The sequence below is a fragment of the Nocardia sp. NPDC059764 genome (assembly GCF_042732555.1).
Lineage (GTDB): Bacteria > Actinomycetota > Actinomycetes > Mycobacteriales > Mycobacteriaceae > Nocardia.
Map to the genome: position 1 here is coordinate 24,946 of NZ_JBHWHH010000079.1, position 6,867 is coordinate 31,812.

The window sequence follows — 6,867 nt, forward strand, 5'->3', positions numbered from 1 at the left end:
GCCGCCGGCGGGGCCGCGGTGGGGGGGGGGGGCGCCCCGTCGCCGTCCCCCCCCCCCCCGCCGGCCCCCAACCCGTTTACCCCGGGGGGGGGCCCCGCCGCCGTTGTCAGGACGAGGTGTACGTCGCCGGCCCCAGACCGTGCGCGGCCGCCACCTCCGGCGAGTAGAGCCGCCCGGCGTCGGCCGTGAGCCCCTGCGCGAGACCGGGATCCGCGGCGCACGCGCCCGACCAGCCCAGGTTCGCGATGGCGCGCGCGTACGGCAGCGTCACATTGGTGAGCGCCACCGTGGACGTGTGCGGGACCGCGCCCGGCATGTTCGCGACGCAGTAGAACAGCGTGTCCGCCACGTGGAACGTCGGTTTCGCGTGCGTGGTCGGATGCGAGCTCTCGAAGCAGCCGCCCTGATCGATGGCGATGTCGACCAGCACCGCGCCGGACCGCATCCGCGCGACCAGACTGTCGGGCACCAGTTTCGGGGCCCGCGCACCCGGCACCAGCACCGACCCGATCACCAGATCGGCGGCCAGCACGGCCTTCTCGACCTCGGCGGTATTCGATCCGATGGTGGTGAGCCGCCCGCCGAACCGGGCGTCGAGTTCCCGCAAGCGCGCGATATTGGTGTCCAGCACCGTGACCCGCGCCCCCATGCCGAGCGCGACGGTCGCCGCGTTGACGCCCGCCACGCCCCCGCCCAGCACCACCGTGTCCGCGGGCCGCACGCCCGGCACCCCGCCGAGCAGCAGTCCGGACCCGCCCTGCGGCGCCATCAGGTGATACGCCCCGACCATGCCGCCGAGCTTGCCCGCCACCTCGCTCATGGGCGCGAGCAACGGCAGGGTGCCGTCGGCGGCGCGCACGGTCTCGTAGGCGATGGCGGTGATGCCCGAGCGCAGGATGGCGTCGGTGCAATCGCGGGAGGCGGCCAGGTGCAGGAAGGTGAACAGCACCTGCCCCGCCCGCATGCGCGGATACTCCTCGGCGATGGGCTCTTTCACCTTCAGCACCAGTTCGGCCGCGTCCCAGACGTCGTCGGCGGTGGGCGCGGTGCGGGCGCCCGCCTCGAGGTAGTCGGCGTCGTGGAAGCCGGACCCGATGCCCGCTCCGGCCTCGATCAGCACCTCGTGGCCGCCCCGCACCAGTTCCCCGGCGCCGGCCGGGGTGAGGGCGACGCGGTATTCCTGCTCCTTGACCTCCCGTGGAACCCCGATTCTCATACCGCCATAGTTCCCCGGCCGGGGCCGCGCCGCCATCAGCGCCACGGCCCGAATTCGGCGGCCGCTGTCAGCGGGCTACCGCGGCGGGGAGTTCGAGGGTCAGGGTCTCGCCCGGGCTCGGGATGCGCAGGCGGTCGGTCTGTCCCGCGAGCATGAAGCGGTGGGTCAGGTAGTCGAGGTGCTCGGAGAAGTGCGCCCAGCCCTCGGCGTGCACCGGCACGATCAGCGCGTCACCCAGGGCGAGCGAGGCCTTGGCGGCGGTGCGGCCGTTGAGGGTCAGGTCCAGATCGCCGAAGCGGTCGACGTTCGCCGCGCCCACATTGAGGATGGCGATGTCGATGCGCCCGAAGCGTTCCGCGATCCGATGCACGTTCTCGACCGAGGCGTTGTCGCCGGAGACGTACACGGTCGGCAGCCCGTCGGCCTGCAGGACGAACCCGGTGACCACACCGGTGAGCGACTCGCAGCCCTCCGGTCCGTGCAGCGCGGGCACGCCGGTGACGGTCACCGCGCCGATCCGCGTCGACTCCCAGTTCGCGAGTCCCCGAACGCCTTCCATGCGCTCGGCGGCGTCGGGGGTCGACAGCACGTGCTCGACGCTCGGCAGCAGCGCGCGACCGGCGGCGTCGAGGTTGTCGGCGTGCTGGTCGTGCGAGAGCAGCACCACGTCGATCGGGCCGATCTCCGCGACCGGGACGGCGGGTCCGGCGAGCTTGTAGAGGGTGACCGGGCCGGGGTAGTTGCCGGGCTCGTCGAAGGTGGGGTCGGTCAGGAAGGTCAGGTCTCCGTAGCCGAAACGCACGGTGGGACCGCCGATGTGGAGGATCTCGAGGGCGGCCGCGGTGTCGATCTTGTTCGTCATGGCATCGAGTTTCGTCGTCGGGGCCGAGTGCCGACAGTGGCCCGAAGGCCGCGCATCGATAAGATCGGGCCATGAGTGCCGAGCACACCGTCGCCGTTCTGGCGCACGACGGGATCAGCCCCTTCCACCTGTCGGTCCCCACCCTGGTGTTCGGCCGGATCGGCGCGGGCGGCCCCGACCACAGCCCCTACCGCGTGGTGGTGTGCGCCGAGCAGCCCGGAACCTTCGCCACGCCCGCGGGATTCGACATCGTCGTCGGCCACGGCCTGGAGGCGGCCGAGACCGCCGACACCTTCGTGATCCCCGCGTGGGACCGCGATCGCCCACTGCCCGAACCGGTTCGCGAGGCCCTGCACCGGGCGCACGCCCGCGGCGCGCGGATCGTGGGCCTGTGCCTGGGCGCGTGGGCGGTGGCGGCCAGCGGCCTGGCCGACGGACGCGAGATCACCACGCACTGGTCGGCGGCCACCGAGCTGGCCCGCGCCTATCCGGCGGTGCGGGTGCGGGCCGACCGGTTGTGGACCGACGACGGCGATCTGATCACCTCCGCCGGCACGGCCGCGGCGCTCGACTGCTGCCTGCATCTGGTGCGCACCGATCACGGCAGCCGGATGGCGGCCGAGCTGGCGCGCAGTCTCGTCCTGGCCCCGCATCGTAGTGGCTCACAGGCGCAGTACATTCCGGTCGCGGTGCCGGAAACGGTGGACGAGGATCCGATCGAGCACGCCATGGTGTGGGCCCGCACCCATCTCGACGAGCCGGTGGACCTGGACGGCTGGGCGCGCACGGCGCTCATGTCGCGGCGCACCTTCACCCGGCGATTCCGCGACCGCACCGGCGCCAGCCCGCAGCAGTGGCTGCTGCAGCAGCGTGTTGATCACGCCCGGCTGCTGCTGGAATCGACCGACGACACGATGGATCGCGTCGCCGCGGATTCCGGTCTGGGCACCGGTGTCAATCTGCGCCATCACTTCCACCGGCTGCTGGGCACCACCCCCGCGGCCCACCGCGCCCTGTTCCGCCGCTAAGTTCGCCCCATGAGGATTCAGCTGGGTGAGCACGCGCCGCAGATCGACGAGACCGCGTGGATCGCGCCCAACGCCACCGTGGCCGGCCGGGTGCGGCTGGAAGGCGAAGTGAGCGTCTGGTATTCGGCGGTGCTGCGCGGGGACATGGACCAGATCGCCGTGGGCGCGCGCAGCAATATCCAGGACGGCTGCGTGCTGCACGCCGATCCGGGCTTCCCGTGCACCGTGGGCGAGGGTGTCTCGGTCGGGCACAACGCGATTCTGCACGGCTGCACCGTCGGCGACGACGTGCTGATCGGGATGGGCGCGACGGTGCTCAACGGCGCGGTGATCGGCGAGGGCAGTCTGATCGCGGCCAACGCGCTGGTGCCGGAGGGCGCGCAGATCCCGCCGGGGTCGCTGGTGGCGGGCGTCCCGGGCAAGGTGCGCCGGGAGCTGAGCGAGGCCGAGCGCGATCACATTCGCCTGAATGCGGCCGCATACCTGCACAACTCGGCGCTGCACCGGCAGGGTCAAGAGGCGTGACTGAAGGGGGCGTGTGAGAAGCCCCACACTGAACAAGTGACCAGTCAGTACGCTGCTAGCATCGGCGGATGCGTCCCCGGCGGCCCGCGCTGCGCCGCCGCCGACCGGGTGCGCACTCGGGGCTAGCAGGAGGTTTCACGGTGTCGTACAAGCACGACGGTATGCACCGACAGCGCATCAGCGTGGCCGACATCGCCGCGCAGCCAGGGGGATTCGAGGCGCTGCAACGCCGAGTCCACGAACTGCGTTCCAGCGGCATCGATTTCGCGGCCAATGCCATCGAGAGCGAAATGGCCGCCCTCGACGTCCGCTGAGCGGACCGGGCGTTCACTGATCGGACGGGGTACGAACCGCGACCCCGCGGCAATGAGATACTTTCGGATCGGCCTGTGCGCTACCGCGCCTCGGCCGTTCACCGCGTTGTCGCGGGGTCGTCCACCCGATCGACTGGAGACTCGATGCCGTCCGTTCCCACCATCCTGCAACGCATTCTCGAGAAGCCGCGGAGCGAAGGCGAACAGCTACTGGAAAGCGCGCTGTCGGCGTTCCTGGACTTCGGGATCAAGCGAACCAGCATGGGGGAGATCGCCCGTCGCGCCGGGATCAGCCCCGCCACCCTGTACCGGCGATTCGAATCCAAGAACGATCTGGTCGCCGCGGTCGGCGTGCGCGAGGCGCAGCTGTTCATCGCCGAGATCGACGAACGCGTGCGCCGCGCCGCGGTCGGCAAGTCCGGGCAGGCGCAGCTGGTCGAGGTGTTCGCGGCGTTCATCATTCAGCTCGCCAACAACAAGCTGCTGCGGCGGCTGCTGCGCACCGAACCCGACACCATCCTGCCGCGGCTGACCACCGAGGCCGGGCCGGTGCTCGCGGTCGGACGCACCTACCTGGCCGAGAAACTGCGCGCGCTACAGGCTTCCGGGGACGTGCCGGACTTCGACGCGGATCTGGTGGCGGAGGTGTTCGCACGGCTGGGGCAGTCGCTGGTGCTGACGCCGGACGGGCTGATCCCGCTCACCGACGAGACCGCGGCCCGCGAGTTCGCGCGGCGCACGGTGCTGCCGATGATCGGCGTGCAGCCGATCTGATCCGGTAGCGACGCGGGCGAAAAGTCGTTCGATCGGCGCGGGGAGTTCCGGCACACTGGCAACCATGCCGTTGCGTTCCGCTCTCCGCTCCGCCCGCAGCCGGGTCGCCACATGGTTGCCGTTGCGGCGGGTGGTGAAGATCTGCGCTGTGATCGCGGTGCTGAGTTTCACGGTTTTGGTGGCGTCGGATCTGTGGATCCGGATGGCGCACCGGAAGTACGAGTACAGCGTGGAGAGCGCTCCGTCCGCCGATGTCGCCATCGTGCTCGGCGCGGAGGTCAAGGCGAACGGGAAGCCGTCGGACTATCTGAAGGCCCGCCTGGACCTGGGCCGGCAGCTGCTGGCGGCCGGGAAGGTGAAGGCGCTGCTGCTCACCGGCGACAACGGCCGCTCCACCTACGACGAGCCGACCGCCATGCGCGCCTACCTGATCGAACAGGGCGTGCCCGCCGCCAAGATCGCGCTCGACTACGCCGGATTCAGCACCCACGAATCGTGCGTGCGCGCCCACGACATCTTCGGCGTCACCTCCGCCATCGCGGTCACCCAGGATTTCAGTCTGCCCCGCACCATCGCGCTGTGCCGCGCGGCCGGAATCGACACGGTCGCGGTCGGTGACGACACCATGCCGCACACCATGGTCTATCGCCAGAATTGGCTGCGCGAGCAATTGGCCGACACCAAGGCCGTCTATTCCATTCTCCTGCACCCCGAGCCGACATTCCGTGGCGCACAGGAGAGTTCGGTCCGCGACGCGATGGCCGCGGACCCGCAGCCCTGACCGGTCAGATATTCCCGGCCAGCGATCCCGCACTACCCGCCGCACCCGCGGCCACCGCGCTACCCGTCATCAGACCGACCGCGGCGAGAACCAGAGCCCACATGTGTTGAACCTTTCGAGAGCGAAAATTGAAGACTCCTCGAAAAGTATTGCGGCCCACCAGGTCCCGACGAGATCCGAACCCGGATTCTGCGCCGACTCCATGGCGATACCCAGCACCTTCCCAGTACCCGATCGCGGCACGGTGTGGTAAGCGCGATTAGCACGCGCGGCACCGCCGCCACAAGCGCTGCAACACACACAAACAGGATCCAACGCATGATCGTCGCGAAACGAGTTGTGTGGCAGCATCCCGTTATGGGTTGCTCGTCGGTGACTGCGAGCGGGAATCGGCGACGAGCAGGCAGTGGGAAGGCGGGCATCGGTGACCGGAGACGGCGACCGGCTGACGGATGACATCTCGATTCCCAGCTTCGGCCAGGCCTTACGCCGCCTCCGCGACGAACGCGGCTTCTCCCGCGAACACCTGGCATACTCGGCCGGCGTCAGCGCCAGCTACGTCACGTTGCTGGAGAAGGGCGAACGCGGCAACCCCACCCGGTCCGTGGTCGAAGCCCTCCTGCGCTGCCTCGACACCAAGGCGCCCCTGACCCCCACCGACCGCCGCCACCTCTTCGACCTGGCCGGCCTGCGCGTGGACGACGCCCCCACCTCCGAGGACCTGTACGACTCCCTCACCCCCGACCAGCGCGAGGCCCTGGCCCTGTTCGAGCCGGCCCTCGCCGCCTACATAGCTCCCGGCGGCGACGTCCTCGACGCCAATGACGGCTGGTACGCCGCCTTCCCCGGCCTCCGCGAGGACCGCAATATCTTCCACTGGCTCTTCGGCAACCCGATAGCCAAGCTCGTCGAACCCGACTGGCAGACCGAGGCCCGCCTCTACGTGCAATGGCTCCGCATGACCGTAGGCCGCCTCCCCGACGACCCCGCCCTCGCCACCCTGGTGTCCGACCTGGCCCGCTACCCCCACTTCCGCCACTTCTGGTCCGAAGGCACGGTCGACTTCACCCCACCCGTCCGCACCCTCCGCCTCCGAAACCCCAACTCCGGCACCATCCGCGAATACAACGTCCAGGTAGGCCCCATCCAGTGCGAAACCCACCCCGACCGAATAGTCCTGTTGCTGTGCCTGCCCCTGTGACGTCTCCCCCATGCCCCGCCCAAGGCACCAATTGTTCCCTGGAACTCTGGGGCCGCACCGCCTCACTCCGATCCGCGACCCACATCCAGGGCGGGTGGTGGTCTCTGTGATCCCGGAGCCACTCGCGTGCTGAACGAGAAGGCGGGGCAGGCGCCGAGTTGGCGCC

General features: G+C 70.1%; 8 protein-coding genes. 6 read left to right on the plus strand and 2 right to left on the minus strand.

Annotated features, from left to right (window positions below; all coding sequences use genetic code 11):
- Positions 1 to 106: 106 nt before the first annotated feature.
- Positions 107 to 1,216, minus strand: coding sequence for an alanine dehydrogenase (gene ald / locus ACFV4K_RS19095; RefSeq protein ID WP_379276419.1), 1,110 nt, complete (start codon positions 1,214 to 1,216; stop codon positions 107 to 109).
- A 67-nt stretch (positions 1,217 to 1,283) separates the two neighbouring features.
- Entirely contained in the window at positions 1,284 to 2,078 is a 795-nt protein-coding gene (locus tag ACFV4K_RS19100; RefSeq protein WP_379276421.1) for an MBL fold metallo-hydrolase, read from the minus strand.
- A 71-nt stretch (positions 2,079 to 2,149) separates the two neighbouring features.
- Between ACFV4K_RS19100 and ACFV4K_RS19105 the strand changes: the two genes are divergently transcribed.
- The 6 genes from ACFV4K_RS19105 (at position 2,150) to ACFV4K_RS19130 (ending at position 6,701) form a co-directional block, all read left to right on the plus strand.
- A complete protein-coding gene (locus tag ACFV4K_RS19105) occupies positions 2,150 to 3,106 on the plus strand; it encodes a GlxA family transcriptional regulator (RefSeq protein ID WP_379276422.1) in 957 nt (318 codons plus the stop codon).
- A 9-nt stretch (positions 3,107 to 3,115) separates the two neighbouring features.
- Positions 3,116 to 3,631 carry a gamma carbonic anhydrase family protein gene (locus ACFV4K_RS19110; RefSeq protein ID WP_379276423.1) on the plus strand — a complete coding sequence of 172 codons (516 nt, stop codon included), beginning with the start codon at positions 3,116 to 3,118 and terminating at the stop codon, positions 3,629 to 3,631.
- Positions 3,632 to 3,771: 140 nt separating this feature from the next.
- Positions 3,772 to 3,945 (plus strand): hypothetical protein, encoded by a 174-nt coding sequence (locus tag ACFV4K_RS19115; RefSeq protein ID WP_213560258.1) that lies wholly within the window; start codon positions 3,772 to 3,774, stop codon positions 3,943 to 3,945.
- 144 nt (positions 3,946 to 4,089) lie between these two features.
- Entirely contained in the window at positions 4,090 to 4,719 is a 630-nt protein-coding gene (locus tag ACFV4K_RS19120; protein ID WP_379276425.1) for a TetR/AcrR family transcriptional regulator, read from the plus strand.
- 64 nt (positions 4,720 to 4,783) lie between these two features.
- The gene (locus ACFV4K_RS19125) at positions 4,784 to 5,500 is read left to right on the plus strand and encodes a vancomycin high temperature exclusion protein (protein WP_379276426.1); all 717 of its coding nucleotides are present in this window, start codon (positions 4,784 to 4,786) and stop codon (positions 5,498 to 5,500) included.
- 424 nt (positions 5,501 to 5,924) lie between these two features.
- Positions 5,925 to 6,701: a helix-turn-helix domain-containing protein gene (locus ACFV4K_RS19130; protein ID WP_379276427.1), complete on the plus strand. Its 777-nt coding sequence runs from the start codon at positions 5,925 to 5,927 to the stop codon at positions 6,699 to 6,701.
- Positions 6,702 to 6,867 lie beyond the last annotated feature (166 nt).

Excerpts from the sequence above, each read along its gene's own strand:
- ACFV4K_RS19100 (WP_379276421.1), bottom strand. The coding sequence starts at position 2,078 with ATGACGAACAAGATCGACACCGCGGCCGCCCTCGAGATCCTCCACATC.
- ACFV4K_RS19105 (WP_379276422.1), top strand. The coding sequence starts at position 2,150 with ATGAGTGCCGAGCACACCGTCGCCGTTCTGGCGCACGACGGGATCAGC.
- ald (WP_379276419.1), bottom strand. The coding sequence starts at position 1,216 with ATGAGAATCGGGGTTCCACGGGAGGTCAAGGAGCAGGAATACCGCGTC.
- ACFV4K_RS19125 (WP_379276426.1), top strand. The coding sequence starts at position 4,784 with ATGCCGTTGCGTTCCGCTCTCCGCTCCGCCCGCAGCCGGGTCGCCACA.
- ACFV4K_RS19110 (WP_379276423.1), top strand. The coding sequence starts at position 3,116 with ATGAGGATTCAGCTGGGTGAGCACGCGCCGCAGATCGACGAGACCGCG.
- ACFV4K_RS19120 (WP_379276425.1), top strand. The coding sequence starts at position 4,090 with ATGCCGTCCGTTCCCACCATCCTGCAACGCATTCTCGAGAAGCCGCGG.